The organism is Rodentibacter mrazii, from assembly GCF_001998825.1.
GTDB classification, from domain to species: Bacteria; Pseudomonadota; Gammaproteobacteria; order Enterobacterales; family Pasteurellaceae; genus Rodentibacter; species Rodentibacter mrazii.
Genome location: NZ_MLHG01000041.1, coordinates 1 through 16,219, shown reverse-complemented (window position 1 = coordinate 16,219; position 16,219 = coordinate 1). Strand labels below are relative to the sequence as shown.

The following is a 16,219-nucleotide window of genomic DNA, read 5'->3' as shown; positions in this document are numbered from 1 at the left end:
CTAAGGGATTGCCCTTTTCAGGCACATAGGCAATTTCAAAGGTTTTTGCAATACTTTGCCAATAAATCAGGCGTTTTTTGCGGTTTACCCGAATGCCGTTCATTCTTGGGAAAAAGATTAGAAAGATAACAAAGGGTATCCAGAGAAAATGAAAGTAAGCACGAACTCGGGACCATTTATATTCATCTAGGTACTCAGCTTTATATTCTTGATATGATTCAAATGAAGTAATATTATACTTCTCTATCATTTTGGGATCTGTAGAAAAATTTATATATTCAGAATATAAGGGTTTTACTATTTGATCAGGATAAAATGCCCATATAAAGTCATTTTTTATTTTTACTATTTCTTGGCTAAATGGCTTTATTCCATGGCTAGTATCAAAATATATACCAATACAGAGCATTCCCACTAAGATTGCCCGAACAAATCCACGGATATAGCCATCGAATGTAGAAAGACGAATTTCAATTTCATCTTTTCCGCATTTTCTTATGGAAAAGCCTAGCTCTTTGTAATCTTGTTTCTGCATAATTCTTTATCTCATATTAATTTCTTGAAGTGTAGAAGAAAAACGGGATTCTGATCCTTGGTAGTCTGACATAGACACTTTTATCGCTATGGTATGAACTTGATCTTCATTTATTGTCAGATAAATGGGATCTTCAACATTTATTAAAGTAAGCTCTTGCCAAGGCGTATTAAAGTGAAGAATGGCTTTACCTGGTTCAATATATTCAATTTGACTAGGTTGTTTTTCATACATCCAATAGCCGTTAATTTGTAATTTTTCAACTTTGATGGATTGTGCCAATTCATTATTCATAATTACAGGATGCTTAACAAGGATGTTTCTAGAAGTCACTTTTGATAGAATAATATCCTCTTTAAATTGGAAATAGCGTTGCATTTCTATTTCATAGTAATAAATAATTTTTTCTAAATGTGAGGATTCTATAAATTGACTTTTTTCAAATTGAATTCTAAAACTTTTTTGTCTAGTATCACTCAGCCAACTAAATTCCCCAACAGCATTCCCCCAATAAAATTCACTATCCCCCCAGTATCCATTCTTAATCCAAAGCTCAATATCTTCTTTTTTCAAGGTGGAGAAAATGATGCCCACAAAAATCATAGCAAGCCCGATATAGATATTCAAACGGGCGAGTAAGGTTAATCGGCTGATAAGTGCGGTCTGTTTTCCGGCTAAAATCCCTAATGCGCCAAAGGCGGTTTCGACAGTTAAACCGCCTATGCCTCTCAACATTGCACCATAGCCGGAAAAGTTATCGCCTTTGTAATTTGCTTCTTTCCAGTTGCCGTATTCAACCAATGCACCAATCGAAGCAAATAGGGTATTCACACTCATTAACGAGGCTCTAAAACGGGTAAAATATCGATCGAATTTATCCGGTGTTTTTGCCGGATCAAGCATGATGATCTCTTTGTTAGGTAAATTTTCAACGGCCGAGTAAATTCGTTTGGTTAATTGTTTACTGTATCGTTCTAGCCCGCTTTCCGTGTTTGCCGCCTCTTGTGCAAGTATTAGCATTAAGGAAAGCGTTGGATCATTGGCTAAACGCCCTTCTAGGGTTTTGCTTTTATCTTCGGAGAAGAAATCAAAAATCGGTGCAAAAGCCAATAACTTGGTTAGACCGGCATAGGTGCCGGCGCTTTCTTGGAAAATTGATGTTGTTATCGGATTTTGTGTGATTGACGGCAAATTATTTTTATCTTTTACCAGCTTGAATCGCTCACTGATTTTTTTCATATTTTTAGGCGACTTCACTTTATTTTCGCCATGCTTGCCGTTATCTTTTAAATGAATCTCTTGCGTATAGGGGTTCACTTGGTAAACCCGTCGAATTTGTTCGCTTAAGGCGAGTTTTCCACGTTTCCCCCGATAGTCTTTGATATACACTTTATCAATCATAATATCGACAAATAAATCATAAGCCGATATATCAAAGGTATTGGCTTTGGCGAGAGTTTCTAACACACTAAGAATTTTTTCCAGATTATCAAAATGATCTTTTAATAAGCCATTGAGATTGTGATCAATTTGCTCGCTCGGTGGAAAATTGAATTTGTCCTCTTGCGTCGTTAATGAAGCGAGTATCGCATTACGCCCGTAAGAGGTAAAATCAAGCCCAAATAATAAACCGTGCATAAATAAACACCAGTTGGAGGCTGATTTTTCAGAGGATTGGGTGAGCAAAATATGACGAAGCATAGCAAGGCGTTGCAGAATATTATCGCTATTTAAATGTTTTACCATCACATTGGCTAAATTTTTGAAAGGCAAACCGTACAGGCTGGGAATCATCGCCATTTTATGAATCGCATTCATTCCTTTAATCTCATTCGGGTTCAGTTCTAGGTCTTTCGCAATAACATTAAAAATTTCTTGATCGCTATTGGCTGACAAATGGCTTTTATGGATAGATAATTTGCGATAGTAAGATTGCAATGTATCGTCTTGTCTTTTTGAATACCATGCTGCCGAACCGTCAGTGAGAGATGCGTCGTAATGATATTTATCTTTCCAATGTTCACTTAATACATGACTGTGAATGAACTCTGCGGTCATGATTGCGTACTCGTATTTTCTGAGTTTATCTTGACGCAGTTGCATTAGGTGGTGATGGTAATAGGCTAAATCCCGTGCCGTACCGATAGAATCCTCAACAGGGACGATAAATCCTTTTCCCGATTCAGAATGAAGATGAATCGGCTTGCCGGTTTTTCCAATAGGGAAAAAACGATATAAATTACTTATATCTTTATTGATAGGGAGAGCATCATTTGAAAAGTCTTTAACGTATTGTTCAAGATTATCCAGAGAGGTAACGCCGGAACCTTGTGATAAATTAACCCGTCTCATCCAGATTTTTCTACTGCTGTCATCTTTCATTAATGTGGATAATAGCTCGGGAGATAACAGCATATCGCTATAAAGAATATCAATCGTACTCGCTGATTTTGGTAACTCAATGTATTGTTTGGCGACCAATATCATGGGTGGGTGGGCTTTAGTCGGCTTTTCATTGAGGCTTTTGGAATAAAAAAGTTGTCGGAAAGAATAGGGGATGTCTTCATTATCCCTTGTGAATTCGGGAGACGAATATTTATAAAGATAAAGCTGATAATCATCAGAAGTATAACTTGCCTCATTATTCTCACCGATATTAAGGGTGAGAATATAAATATACCCGTCACGCAAACGGCGTAACTCATAGTCTGGTGATCCTTCAGGCTCAGGTAACCCTTGGGGCAGGGATAATGCTTCTGCAGAAAGGGCGGTTTTTGCTAATCGTGCGGATGTTAGCGCCAAACGAGCAGGATAAATAATATTTTTTTCCTGACATTGTTTTATAGGGGAAATATTTTTAGCAACTTGTTTATCAATAGATTGTTTAGGCATTGTGTCTTTACTTTAATTTTTTGTACAAAAGTGTGGTAATTTCATCTTTATTATACCCTTGTTGGATAAAAGATGATTTCAGTACATCAAGGTTTATCTGTTTTTTATCTGAGTAAAATAATGCTAATGCGTAGAAAATGATCGTTTTTTTATCTTCATACCCATGAATAACTGCCTTGTCGAGATAGTCCAATAACCGATTTTTATCCTCTTCTAGGAAATTATCGTTGTAATTTCGCCAGATTTCATCTAAATAGTCTTGTCTTGTTTCCAACCATTTCTTTTTCTTAAATCCCTCTATCTCCCAATCCGTCATTACCACAGGTGCGGGCAAGGTATCCTCGGGGAGGGCTTTTAATGTGTAGTAATGAAAACTATCGCCAAAGCCTGAGCCAAAGGCATAAATAATGTTGTTGTCATAACCGAAAAACTTATGCAATTTTGCCGGTCGTTTGGCGATGATATTGAGATAATCCCGTAAGACTTTGGGGTCGTAAAAACGGAAGAAGTGCCATTTCCCACGCTCATCTTGTAGCATAGGGAACTTACGCAGATGTTGATAAACCGTATCAAAATCAGCATAAGAATGAATAAAAATACCAAGATTATCTTCCCAGTTAAACTCATGTAGGGCGGATTTTAAGCTAAATAATCCCATCATTTCACCGGTGTGGATATGGGCTTCATCACGAATCACTTCAATGAGATAAGGGGCAACCTTTGCCGTATCATCGCCAAATTTACCTTGGAACAGGCTTTTCATTTTGGCTTTCAGACTAAGTGAATGAAAGAACTGTATTTTGTTGGCATCGAGTACAAAATAGGTTTTTAGACTAAGGGGATTGTTTTCATTATGGGCATATTGGTCGAGATGACGTTTTTGCACGGACTCATCAATTTTTGGTTGGGGGAAATGGAAAATAGGGGGATTGTCCCGATTTTGAAAATCAAGCAGATTAGGTGGAATCGGGAAATCGGGCCATAAAAGCAATGCAATCGACTCAGGGGCAAAGAGAGCAGGCATACGGTTAAGCTGCATATCAAGTGGTTCTACATTGTCAATCACATGGCAATGCAGATATTCAATATCTTCTTCAATCTGCACTTGAGGTGCTTCATCATTTAGCGGGATTACACGTATTTCCTCTTCGGTAAGGGTAGCAGCTTGGTGGAGTAACCAGGTTCTTCCGTGACGTTGAAAAAAGATATTTGCCGGAATAGGGGCAAGTTGAAAACAAACGTGTGCCGAATATTGAGAAAAATGCTGTTGTACGCGTTGTTCAAATTCTTCACTTGTTTGAACAAAGGCCGCTAATGCGACAAATTGGTCTGATTGATGGGCGAGTTGCACATGAGCCGTAGCAAGCCAAAGTGATTTTTCCATAATAAACCCAAAAATTTAAAAATAATAAAATGAAACTGACCGCACTTTAAAATAAAAGTAAAAGTGCGGTCAAGATTTTAGGTATTTTTATCACGAACAATCAGGGTTATTCAATATGAACTTGATATTCCTCTTTGTCGAAATTAAGGGTGATGCTTGTCATTTTCTCCCCGCTTGCGATACGTTGAAGTAAAGCTAAAGAAAGTGGTGGTAAGAGCTGACTTTCTAAAATCGCATCGACTAAACGGGCACCATTGGCATCGGCTTCACATTGTTGTTCGATATGTTCAAGGATATTAGGGGCGATACTGAAAGCGACTTTATAACGTTCAGAGACTAATTTTTCTAATTTTGCCAGTTTTGCTTTTACAATGCGTTGCATTACATCAGTGCTTAAATAATGATATTGAACGATTTGCATACGCGCTAATAATGCCGGTTTGAAGAATGCGAGGAGAGAACGGCGGAGTTCTTCATCGGTTTTCACGGCAAAACGGTCGTTAGCAGCATCGAAGCCACAGTTTGAGGTGAGCATAAAGAGAATATTTTTACAATCAATCAAACGACCTTCACCATCGGCAAGTTCACCTTTATCAAAGGCTTGATAGAATAAGTTGAGTACATCCGGATGGGCTTTTTCCACTTCATCTAATAGTACGATAGAATAAGGTTTTTGGCGAATGGCTTCGGTAAGCAAGCCTCCTTCTCCATACCCCACATAACCTGGAGGTGAGCCGATTAAGCGTGATACAGTATGTTTTTCTTGATACTCAGACATATTGATCGTAGTGAGGAATTGTTTTCCTCCAAAAATATGTTCAGCAATTTGAAGAGCTGTCTCGGTTTTCCCTACACCACTTGGACCTACCAACAATAAGGCTCCGAGAGGCGTACCGGCTCGGCGTAAGTCCGCCATCGCAGTGAGTAGATTTTTGTGAATTTGTTCAATGGCTTGCGATTGACCTTTAATGTTGTCATTAAGAATTTCAGGAAGCTCGGTTAATTTAGTGAGTTCATCTCCTGTCATGCTATTGACAGGAATACCCGTTAAATCGGCAATGACAGCGGTGATCTGTTTACTTCCCACTTCTGCGTGAATTAAACACTCCTCAGGTTTTATTGTTTCATATTCAGCTTTTTTGACTTTTAGCTGTGTAATCCATTCTTGACGTTCCTCTTCCGTATATTCTGTTTCAGAATCAGATAGTTTTTCGCGTAGTGATAGAATTTCTTCAACCAGTGCTTTTTGTGTTTCAAATTGTGTAGAAAGCGTAATTTTTTCTTCTGTTAGTTCCGAAAGCTGGTTTTCTAGTTTGCTTTTTACATGGCTATCTACTGCCTCGCCTAGTTGATAGTCACGCTCAAACTCGGCGATAGCAACGTTAATTTCATGAATTTTATTATCCAAATAGCTCAGGCGTTTAGGAGGCGTATCTTTTGCTGTGGAAACACGGGCGCAGGCAGTATCTAAAATATCGATGGCTTTGTCCGGTAATTTTTTAGCCGCAATATAACGTGCTGAAAGTTTCGTAACTGTTTCAAGTGCTTCACCCGTGATATAGACACCATGGGCTTTTTCATAGAGCGGCTTCAAACCACGCAAAATGACAATGCTTTCCTCAATGGAAGGTTCATCAACTTTCACTAATTGAAAACGGCGGGAAAGAGCCGGATCTCGTTCAACATATTTTTTATATTCCGACCAGGTAGTTGCAGCAATCGTACGGAGTTCACCACGCGCAAGTGCCGGTTTTAATAGATTTGCTGCATCATTTCCGCCTTCATTGCCGCCAGCACCGATGAGCGTATGTGCTTCATCAATAAAGAGGACAATTGGCGTTGTACTGTTTTTTACAAAATCAATTACGGATTTTAAACGTTTCTCAAATTCCCCTTTAATGGAGGCACCGGATTGTAACGCTGCAAGATCGAGACTCCATAATTCAACATGTTGCAAATGAGGGGGGACTTGTTTATTGACAATACGTAATGCTAATCCTTCAATCAATGCACTTTTTCCCACACCGGCATCGCCCACAATAATGGGATTATTTTTTCTGCGGCGAGAAAGAATATCGATCATTAAATCAATTTCTTGATCACGGGCTAAAACAGGATCGGTTTCCCCATTTGCCGCTTTCTCTGTTAAGTTTTCAGCGAAACGGGATAAATCGGAAATATCGGTGTGAATGTGTTTATTTGTCGCTGTATTTTCTGGTAAGACTTGGGATTCTGCCGATCCTTTTGCTAATTCCAGCAAAGATTGTCGTAAGGTTTCTTTATTGATTTGATTTAAGAAACTCGCAACGGAGGTTGGCAAATAGCGAGAGGTATTTAGTGTTAATGCAAGAAAAATAGTGGCACTTCTAATTTTGGACTGTTCAAACTCAAGGGAACCGAGCAACCACGCTTCTTGCAACATTTCGACTAAAAGTGGGGAAAAACTGGGAATAGAGTCGATATTGGTATTTGAGTTTTGGTTTCTGTGCAATAAAAGTGCGGTCAATTCTTCATGAGATATATTAAGCTTGTTGAGAATAAAACGAATATCAGAGAACGGATTATCTAACGATTTGAGTAGTAAATGGGCAGGTAGAATTTCAGATTCTCCACAACTGATAGCATAGGCTGCGGATTCTTCCAACATTAATTTTGAAACATCATTCAATGCAGCTAAGGTTGCGGATAAGTTAATTTTTATCATGTTGTGTGATCCTTTAATGAAGCAATTAGGTATGTTAAAACCTAAGTATTCTATTTTTTTACATGTAATTTGACCACAACTATTTTAATTATTTGGAAATGTACAAAATCAAATGTTTCACATTGTGCAGATTAAGATAGTTTTGTTCAATTTTTTCATTATTTTCTCCTTATATAAAGTTTGAGAGTTACGGTTAGCAGCCCATTTGCTGTCTGATTACGAGTACTCTTAAAGAGAGAAAGTTAGGAAATGAAATTTCTGTAAAGAGAGTTAGTACTACCACAAAATGAAAGTCTGCTTATTGATCACAAGGTTATTTAGTCATAGAGTGCTGCTATTTGGACTTTTGTCTGATCTGATGATAAGAAAAAATAGTGTCATTTATGATTTCGCTTGGGGCTATTAGCTTTATAATAGAAATCGCAAATTTTAAATTAATGTGAGGAACCTATGTTTAAACAACTCCAACAAATCGGTAAAGCCTTTATGCTGCCGATTGCTATTTTACCTGCTGCTGGCTTGCTACTTGGGATCGGTGGGGCATTATCCAATAAAGCCACACTGCAAGCCTATCCTATACTGGATAATTCCTTGTTGCAGGGGATTTTTCAAATTATGTCTTCTGCTGGTTCGGTGGTCTTTGCGAATTTGGCATTGTTTCTTTGTATCGGTTTAGGTATTGGGTTGGCAAAACGGGATAAAGGTGTTGCCGCACTTGCAGCAGTAGTCGGTTATTTAATTATGACTGGGACGATTTCTGCTTTAATTCCCCTCTTTTCTCCTGAGGTAAAAAGTATTGATACCGGTGTGATCGGATCATTGGTCATGGGCTTGGTAACGGTAAAACTACATAATCGTTGCCATAATATCCAATTACCGCAAATCTTGGGCTTTTTTGGCGGCTCTCGATTTGTGCCGATCGTTACGGCATTTGCGGCAATTTTTATCGGCGCAGTTTTCTTTTTAATTTGGCCGACCTTTCAAGGCTGGCTGGTATCTGCCGGTAAAGGCATCGCTTCAATAGGTGAGATCGGAACATTTTTCTATGGTTTTCTTATGCGGTTAAGTGGCGCAGTGGGATTACACCATATGATCTATCCGCTATTTTGGTACACCGAATTAGGCGGGACGGAAATCGTAAATGGAGAAACCATCATTGGGGCACAAAAAATTTTCTTTGCTCAATTAGCTGATCCTAACCATCAAGGTTTATTCACCGAAGGTACGCGTTTCTTTGCCGGTCGTTTTGATACTATGATGTTTGGGTTGCCGGCTGCCTGCTTGGCTATGTATCATTGCGTGCCAAAATCCCGTCAGGCAAAAATTGGCGGATTATTTTTAGGTGCGGCATTAACCTCATTTATCACCGGCATTACCGAACCTATCGAATTTATGTTCTTATTCGTTGCACCTTGGCTTTATGTATTTCATGCATTTTTAGACGGTGTTTCTTTCTATATTGCCGATTTACTCAATATTTCCATTGGGAATACGTTTTCTGGCGGGCTTATTGATTTCTTACTCTTCGGTATTTTACAAGGCAATGAGAATACACATTGGATTCGTGTGGTTTTCGTAGGGATTCCTTGGGCATTACTTTATTATTTCTCATTTCGCTTCCTCATTACCCGATTCAATGTCATGACACCGGGAAGAGCGGAAGACACTGAGGAAAGCGCGGAATTACAAATGACGTCTCGCACTGAAAATGCCCACTATATTATTACGGGTCTTGGTGGGGCAGAAAATATTGAAAATGTGGACGCCTGCATTACCCGTTTACGGGTATCGGTTAAAGATGTGAAATTAGTGGATAAAGCACGATTAAAATCCCTTGGGGCGATTGATGTGTTGGAAGTCGGTGGTGGGATTCAAGCCGTTTTTGGGGCGAAAGCGGTATTATATAAAAGCGAAGTAAATCAGATTTTAGGAAAAGAAGATTAGATGATTGGTCTCCTCCCTATGCTCTAGGGAGGAGGTTTTCTTTAAAAACTCGCCTTTGCACAAAAAGTCATTGGCTCCCCCGTGATAGGGTGGGTGATGCTTAGGCTTTCTGCGTGAAGGCAGAGGCGTGGCGACATATTTTTCGCTTGCGGATGGGCGTAGAATTTATCCCCTAAAATCGGGTGGCCTAATGCCAGCATATGTAAGCGGAGTTGGTGGGAACGGCCGGTAATGGGAGTGAGTTTTACCCTTGTGCTGTTATTGGGTAAACGCTCTAAAACTTCGAATTTGGTGACCGCTCTTTTGCCAAAGACAAAATCTAAACGCTGGCGTGGGCGGTTTTCCCAATCACAAATCATCGGCAAATTAACTTCGCCACAGTCTTGTGCAAGATGTCCCCACACTAAGGCTTGATAATTTTTTTTGGGCTCTCGCTCGCGGAATTGACGTTTGAGTTCTTTATCTGCCATTTTACTCAAGGCAAATAAAATAATGCCGCTGGTTGCCATATCGAGACGGTGTGCTGGTTCGCAAAAGCCAAATTTTTCTTTTACTCGGCTCATTGCGCTGTCGTAATATTGCGGTTGATTACCCGGTACGGAAAGGAGCCCGCTTGGTTTATTGACGACACAAATATAGTTATCTTGATAAACAATGTCTAAATAAGGCTCCATTGGAGGATGATATTCAATCAGTGCCATAATTATTCCTTATTGGTGACGATAACGCGAACGCTATCCAATCGCCATGTTGCTTTTGCCAATGTTTCTAAAGATTGAGCACGCTGTATTTCTAAAATCTCAATTTCACTTTGGCGAATATTTTTATTTACTGCCTGTAAAGATTGTAAACGTTGGATTTCCGCACTCAATGTTTGATCCGCCAATTGCTGCGCTTGGTTAATGTAAGTTTGAGCAAGAGGTTGGACTTTTTTTTCACTTAGGGAAAGGAGTTGTTCCAAAGTCGGGCGCGCCATTTTTATTATTTTATTTGCCACATCCCGACCAAGAGGCTTTAATTTGCCGTGCAAGGTATCGAATTCGACTTGCTCTGCAATATCATTGCCTTTGTTATCAAGCAACAAGCGGATCGGCGTAGGGGGTAGGAAACGGTTGAGCTGCAATCCTTTCGGCGATTGTGTTTCTACCATATAAATTAATTCTAACAATAATGTACCTGCAGGTAATTGCTTGTTAATTAGTAACGCCATTGCCGCTTTTCCAATATCTCCGGAGGCAATGAGATCGATACCTTGACGGATCATCGGGTGATCCCAAGTGAGAAATTCCAGTTCTTCACGGGCAAGGGCTAGTTGGCGATCAAAGGTGACTGTCACACCTTCTTCTTTTAAGCCCGGAAAATCTGGGACAAGCATTGTGCCGGTCGGGGTGATCACAATACTGTTTTCGCCGAGATCATCCTGTTCTACACCGATAATATCGAATAAATTCAAGGCAAAGTTGACTAATTCTGCCTCATTATCTTGCTCTGCGATGGCATTGGCTAACTGTTTTGCTTGTTCTCCTCCATTGGAGTTCAGTTCTAAAAGACGATCACGCCCTTGTTCCAATGCAATTTTGAGTTTTTCACGTGCTTGTTTAGTGTCTGCAATGAGGTTACCTAGCTCTGAAAGTGCGGTTGAATTTGACCGCACTTTTTGTAGTGAGCGAGAGAATTGTTCAAATAATGCCATACCCATTGGCGTGGTTTGTTCAAAGGCATTTAATCCTTCGTGATACCAGCGAGCCAATGCCTCATCGGCAGATTTTTCCACACAAGGCACATAAATTTGCACATCATTCAACTGTCCAATCCGATCTAAACGCCCAATACATTGTTCAAGTAAATCAGGATTTTGTGGCAAATTAAATAAGACTAAAGTGTCTGCAAACTGGAAATTTCGCCCCTCTGAGCCAATGCTGGAGCTGAGTAAAACCTGTGCGCCATTTTCCATATCAGCAAAATAAGCCGCTGCACGGTCACGTTCAATTATAGACATTTTTTCATGGAAAACCGTGGCTCGAATTCCTTCTTTTTCTCGTAAATATTGTTCAAGGTGAATGGCTGTTTGCACACTTTGGCAAATTACAAAGATTTTTTTATCACGTCGTGTTTTTAAAAAATCTAACAGCCATTGGGCTTTCACTTCTTCCATTTGAGCGGTATTTTCAACCGTTAAAGTGATCGGGTGATAAATACGTTGTGGAAAACCTTTCACTGCTTGGCGCGTATTGCGGAATAACACACGGCTTGTGCCATGACGATCAATCAAGTTTTGGATTAATGTTTGACGCGCCGCTTGTTGTATTTCCCCATTTTGGGAGGCCAATTCTTGGAAAAGTTGATCGAGATGTTGTTCTTTTAATAGCGTAGAAATCTGATTTTTTTCCACCTCACTTAACGGTTTTTCCGCTAATAGAGATTGAACGGCATCCGCAACCGGTTGGTAGTGCTGCTGTTCTTCTTGGAAGGCTGCATAATCAAAAAAGCGTTCGGGATCGAGTAATCGCAAGCGGGCAAAGTGGCTTTCTTGCCCTAATTGTTCTGGTGTAGCGGTGAGCAATAATACGGAAGGAATCACTTTTGCAAGTCGTTCAACATATAAATACGCACGGCTTGGGGCGGTTTCAGACCAAGCCAAATGATGGGCTTCATCTACAATGAGGCAGTCAAAAACCGCATCAAGAGCTTGTTCTGCCCGTTTTGGCGAGTTCACTAACCAATCTAAGGCGCAAATAATCAGCGATTCCGAGCTAAAAGGATTTTCACCCATAGTGGCAAAATCGGCACAGCGTTCTTCATCAAACAATGAAAAATGCAAATTAAATCGGCGGAGCATTTCAACCAACCATTGATGTTGCAAGGTTTCCGGCACAAGCACTAATACACGTTGAACTTTTTCGGCAAACAGTTGATTTTGTAAAATCATCCCAGCTTCAATGGTTTTCCCTAACCCCACTTCGTCAGCAAGCAATACTCGAGGATTCACACGGTTACCCACTTCAGCGGCAATATGCAACTGGTGAGGAATGAGCCCCGCCCGAATACCACGCAAACCACGCAATGGTGATTGAAATTGGGCTTGTTGATGCTTTAACGTGCGATAACGCAAAGCAAAATGATGGCTGCGATTGAGTTGTGCGGAAAAAAGTCGATCTTTCGCCGAACTAAAAGAAATAATCGGTGAAATATCGCCTTCTTGCACGATAACTTGTTCTCCTTGTGGATTTTCTACCAAGTAAAAATTCAAGCCGTTTAGGCTTTGAGTATCCACAATCTTGCCTTGCCAACCGTCTTTATGCTTCAGCATTTCGCCTTTGTTAAATTGGATACGGGTAAGGGGTGCTTGAGCGATAGAATAAATACGTGTTTCGTCAGAGGCGGGAAAATGCAACGTCACAGTACGTGAATCAAAGGCGGTAACGATGCCTAATCCAAGATTATTTTCACTTCCGCTTAACCAACGCTGACCAAGGGCAAAAGATGTCATACAATTCTCTATTTTTTATTCATTAAAATTTGGGCGGCTATTGTAGCCCGATTAAAAGGGAAAGCAATGAAAACCGTGATCTCAATCACAATCGTAATGAATACTCGGATTCTATACTTTACTTTGCCAAAGTGCGGTGTAAAAATGATGTGGTCTTTCATTATTATGGAGTAAAAAATGGATTGGTCTGCTCGTCTTAAACGTGAGTTCTTATCCGGTTGGAAACCTTTTGAGGTGATCTGGTTGGTGGTGTTTATTATTGCGCAAATTTGGGCGTATGTGCAGCAAGATGATAATTCTTTGCTAGAGATGATTTCTGGCATCTCGGGCATTTTGTGCGTGGTATTGGTGAGTAAAGGGAAAATCAGCAACTATTTCTTCGGCTTGATTTTTGCTTATACCTATTTTTATGTGGCATGGGGGCAAAATTTCTTAGGGGAAATGAACACTGTACTTTATGTCTATTTGCCGGCACAGTTTATCGGCTATTTTATGTGGAAAAACAATATGCAAAATGACAATGGCGGAGAAAGCGTGGTGGCAAAGGCACTCACTCCACAAGGTTGGATTGCCCTCGCGCTTTTTATCGGTATTGGTACGCTTTTATTTGTGCAGGCCTTGCAGGCAGCGGGTGGAAGTTCAACAGGCTTAGACGGCTTAACGACCATTATCGTGGTGGCAGCCCAGTTGCTGATGATTTTGCGTTATCGTGAACAATGGCTGTTGTGGATTGTCCTTAATATTCTTTCTATTATTTTATGGGCGGAAACACCGGCGATGTATTTAATGTACAGTGCGTATTTACTGAACTCCCTTTACGGCTATTACAACTGGACAAAATTAACAAAATAGTTGCAAAATTAACCGCACTTTAGAAGCTAAAGGCGAATCTTAGGGTTCGCTTTTTTATTAAAATTTCAAATAAAAATCCTTCGTTAGTGCGATAAATTCATTCGTGTAGTGGTTTTCCTCATCATAAATTACGATTTGATCACGCAATAAATTTTGTGGTTGTTTGGAAAAAGTGATTAACATTCTTTGCGACGATTTGCCGACTTTAGAGATGATCTCTGTTTGTTTGATGCAATAAAGTGCGGTCCGTTTTTCGAGTGTTTTTGCCGCCTCATAAGGCAGAACAAAACTGATTTTTCCTGTTTCGGATAAGCGTTCAGCCGCCCAGATCAGCCAATCTAAATGGCTTTGTTTGGCATAGCGGGCGAGCTCCCGCTCCTCATTTTTACATTCCACACCTTGATCGAAATAGGGCGGATTGGCGACAATGAGATCAAAGGTTTCGGAGCTGGTATGCAAAAAATCTCGCACATCCGCTTGAATCAGATTGATACGTTCCTGCCAAGGGGAATGGGCAATATTCCCTTGTGCTTGTTGAGCGGCGGCAGGATCTAATTCCACTGCAGAAATTAAACAATCCAGTGAGCTCCGTTGTGCGAGCATTAAGGCTAACAGACCGGTGCCACTGCCCATATCCAGCACATTTTTAACCTGTGCAATATCTACCCAAGCACCCAGTAAAATGCTATCCGTGCCCACTTTCATTGCACAATGTTGTTGATTAATGTGAAATTGTTTAAAGGTGAAACTACTCATAAATATTTCTTAAATTGACCGCACTTTCCTGTTTATTTTTAGGCATTTCAGGGCTTTTCAGGTATAATTCGCGCCAATTTTAACAAAGAACCGTAGAATAATGAATTTTCCCCAATTTGAGCAATTCGATCTTTCTCCTGAACTTCTTCAAGCCCTTGAAAAAAAAGGCTATTCACGCCCAACGGCGATCCAATTAAATGCCATACCTGCGGCAATGGAAGCCCGTGATGTGTTAGGTTCTGCCCCAACGGGAACAGGAAAAACGGTGGCATTTCTATTGCCGGTATTGCAACATCTGCTTGATTATCCACGTCGTAAACCGGGTCCTCCACGTATTCTTGTCTTAACCCCAACCCGTGAGTTGGCGATGCAGGTGGCACAACAAGCGGAAGAATTGGCACAATTTACCCATTTAAATATCGCTACCATCACCGGCGGTGTGGCCTATCAAAACCACGGCGAAGTGTTTAACACCAATCAAGATTTGGTAGTGGCGACACCGGGGCGTTTATTGCAATACATTCAAGAAGAAAATTTTGATTGTCGTTCGGTGGAAATATTAATTTTTGATGAAGCAGACAGAATGTTGCAAATGGGCTTTGGACAAGATGCGGAAAAAATTGCAGCGGAAACCCGTTGGCGTAAACAAACCTTATTGTTTTCTGCCACCCTTGAAGGGGAATTGTTGGTGGATTTCGCCGAACGCTTGCTTAATGATCCTGTAAAAGTGGACGCAGAACCCAGCCGCCGTGAACGGAAAAAAATCAATCAGTGGTATTACCACGCCGATAGTCATGAACACAAAGTGAAATTACTGGCTCGTTTTATTGAAACGGAAAATGTCCATCGTGGTATTGTGTTCGTACGTCGCCGTGAGGAGGCACGAGAGCTGGCTGAAGTTTTACGCAAGCGTGGGATTCGTTCCACCTATTTAGAAGGGGAAATGGCACAAACCCAGCGTAATAATGCCATTGATAAATTAAAATCGGGTGTGGTGACAGTATTAGTGGCAACGGATGTAGCGGCTCGAGGTATTGATATTGATGATGTCAGTCATGTGATGAATTTTGATTTGCCATATAGTGCGGATACCTATCTACACCGTATTGGGCGTACCGCTCGAGCAGGCAAAAAAGGCACTGCAGTATCTTTTGTGGAAGCCCACGATTATAAATTACTCGGCAAAATTAAGCGTTATACGGAAGAAATATTAAAAGCCCGTGTTTTGGAAGGTTTGGAACCCCGCACCAAACCACCGAAAGACGGTGAAATTAAATCGGTGACTAAAAAACAAAAAGCCCGTATAAAAGCCAAACTTGAGGAAAAGAAAAAAGAGGCGGCGAAGAAAAAAGTGAAATTGCGGCACAAGGATACGAAAAATATTGGGAAGCGGAGAAAGCCGAGTTCACAGAACGACAATTAGAAAGCAAAAAGAGTGGTGAAAAATCACGGTATTATATCGCTGTTACACAAATTTTATTTTTGTAGGGACACACTGCGTGTGTCCCGCTTATAACAGTTGAAATAATTTGATTTTATAATGGACACACGTAGTGTGTCCTAAAATGACGGCTTTTGTGCATTTTCTACATAATGTTGAAAAATCACAGAAAATTTTCACCGCACTTTTTTTCTATTTTGAGCAGTAAAAATCCACCTTCA

Annotated in this window: 9 protein-coding genes and 1 pseudogene; 3 read left to right on the top strand and 7 right to left on the bottom strand. The window is 40.3% G+C overall.

The genetic code is table 11. From position 1 onward, the window contains the following. The 4 genes and pseudogenes from BKK47_RS06855 to tssH form a co-directional block, all read right to left on the bottom strand. Window positions 1–535, bottom strand: a pseudogene (locus BKK47_RS06855) (hypothetical protein); the annotation flags it as partial. A 6-nt stretch (window positions 536–541) separates the two neighbouring features. Then, window positions 542–3,427, bottom strand: a complete 2,886-nt coding sequence (locus tag BKK47_RS06850; protein WP_244149116.1) for a toxin VasX — start codon at window positions 3,425–3,427, stop codon at window positions 542–544. Window positions 3,428–3,434: 7 nt separating this feature from the next. Next, a complete protein-coding gene (locus tag BKK47_RS06845) occupies window positions 3,435–4,811 on the bottom strand; it encodes a DUF4123 domain-containing protein (protein WP_077494138.1) in 1,377 nt (458 codons plus the stop codon). 106 nt (window positions 4,812–4,917) lie between these two features. Next, window positions 4,918–7,515 carry a type VI secretion system ATPase TssH gene (tssH, locus tag BKK47_RS06840; protein ID WP_077494137.1) on the bottom strand — a complete coding sequence of 866 codons (2,598 nt, stop codon included), beginning with the start codon at window positions 7,513–7,515 and terminating at the stop codon, window positions 4,918–4,920. A 450-nt stretch (window positions 7,516–7,965) separates the two neighbouring features. Here tssH and BKK47_RS06835 point away from each other — a divergent pair, with 450 nt between their 5' ends. Further along, entirely contained in the window at window positions 7,966–9,459 is a 1,494-nt protein-coding gene (locus tag BKK47_RS06835) for a PTS transporter subunit EIIC (RefSeq protein WP_077494136.1), read from the top strand. A 41-nt stretch (window positions 9,460–9,500) separates the two neighbouring features. Here the strand turns inward: BKK47_RS06835 and rluA are convergent, their stop codons facing one another. Together rluA and rapA are read right to left on the bottom strand one after the other, a co-directional pair. After that, window positions 9,501–10,160, bottom strand: coding sequence for a bifunctional tRNA pseudouridine(32) synthase/23S rRNA pseudouridine(746) synthase RluA (rluA, locus tag BKK47_RS06830; RefSeq protein ID WP_077494135.1), 660 nt, complete (start codon window positions 10,158–10,160; stop codon window positions 9,501–9,503). Window positions 10,161–10,162: 2 nt separating this feature from the next. After that, window positions 10,163–12,949, bottom strand: coding sequence for an RNA polymerase-associated protein RapA (gene rapA / locus BKK47_RS06825; protein WP_077494134.1), 2,787 nt, complete (start codon window positions 12,947–12,949; stop codon window positions 10,163–10,165). A 177-nt stretch (window positions 12,950–13,126) separates the two neighbouring features. Here rapA and pnuC point away from each other — a divergent pair, with 177 nt between their 5' ends. After that, the gene (pnuC, locus tag BKK47_RS06820; protein ID WP_077494133.1) at window positions 13,127–13,801 is read left to right on the top strand and encodes a nicotinamide riboside transporter PnuC; all 675 of its coding nucleotides are present in this window, start codon (window positions 13,127–13,129) and stop codon (window positions 13,799–13,801) included. Between the two features lie 57 nt (window positions 13,802–13,858). Here the strand turns inward: pnuC and BKK47_RS06815 are convergent, their stop codons facing one another. Continuing rightward, a complete protein-coding gene (locus BKK47_RS06815; RefSeq protein ID WP_077494132.1) occupies window positions 13,859–14,557 on the bottom strand; it encodes a tRNA1(Val) (adenine(37)-N6)-methyltransferase in 699 nt (232 codons plus the stop codon). Between the two features lie 100 nt (window positions 14,558–14,657). Here BKK47_RS06815 and srmB point away from each other — a divergent pair, with 100 nt between their 5' ends. Continuing rightward, window positions 14,658–15,980 (top strand): ATP-dependent RNA helicase SrmB, encoded by a 1,323-nt coding sequence (srmB, locus tag BKK47_RS06810; RefSeq protein ID WP_077494131.1) that lies wholly within the window; start codon window positions 14,658–14,660, stop codon window positions 15,978–15,980. Window positions 15,981–16,219 lie beyond the last annotated feature (239 nt).